The sequence below is a fragment of the Paenibacillus sp. OT2-17 genome (assembly GCF_009827695.1).
Lineage (GTDB): Bacteria > Bacillota > Bacilli > Paenibacillales > Paenibacillaceae > Paenibacillus > Paenibacillus polymyxa_B.
The window spans coordinates 1-566 of sequence record NZ_WUDQ01001036.1; the positions used below are offsets into that span (position 1 = coordinate 1).

Genomic DNA, 566 nt, shown 5'->3' on the forward strand with positions numbered 1-566 from the left:
GGCAAGGGACTGGTCTACTATTGGGGTGCAGCTTTTGACCTAGCATTAGCGGCTGAGCTCCTAAGACAGCTGCCGGTGACATCTCCGCTTGCGGGGTGGTGCAAAGCTCCTTCGACGGTAGAAGTCGCTATTCGTGCGGATGTACAAGAAGAGCTGGTATTTCTACTGAATTACAGCGGAGAAACGGCTCAGGTTAAACTGAGTGTTGAGACGGAGGAACTCCTTTCCGGTAGGAGGCTTACTGGTACCGTACCATTGGAACCGTATGGAGTATGGGTATTAAAGAAAGTTTAAAATGAAGAGAGCATCAGCCGCTGATCTTAATCCGAAGATCAGCGGCTTTTTATTGCATAAAGCAAAGGAATAACGTGTTGCATTTGTATACAGGGTTCCGCTCAAAAATCGCTGTCTTTCCTATGGGTTCTTGAACCAGAGAAATCGGACATGATCGGCATTTAATACAAAATTAATAATTTAATACAAGTTTATTGACTCCTTCAAAGAATACAAGTAAACTAATTGTAATATAATCACAGTAAATTGAGATGGGTGATGCAATGCTTGAG

Annotated in this window: 1 protein-coding gene; it reads left to right on the forward strand. The window is 43.3% G+C overall.

Going from position 1 to position 566, the window contains the following annotated elements:
• Positions 1 to 294, forward strand: a 294-nt coding sequence (locus tag GRP75_RS28910; RefSeq protein WP_202404372.1) for a Beta-galactosidase C-terminal domain, incomplete at its 5' end; no start/stop codon positions are given.
• Positions 295 to 566 lie beyond the last annotated feature (272 nt).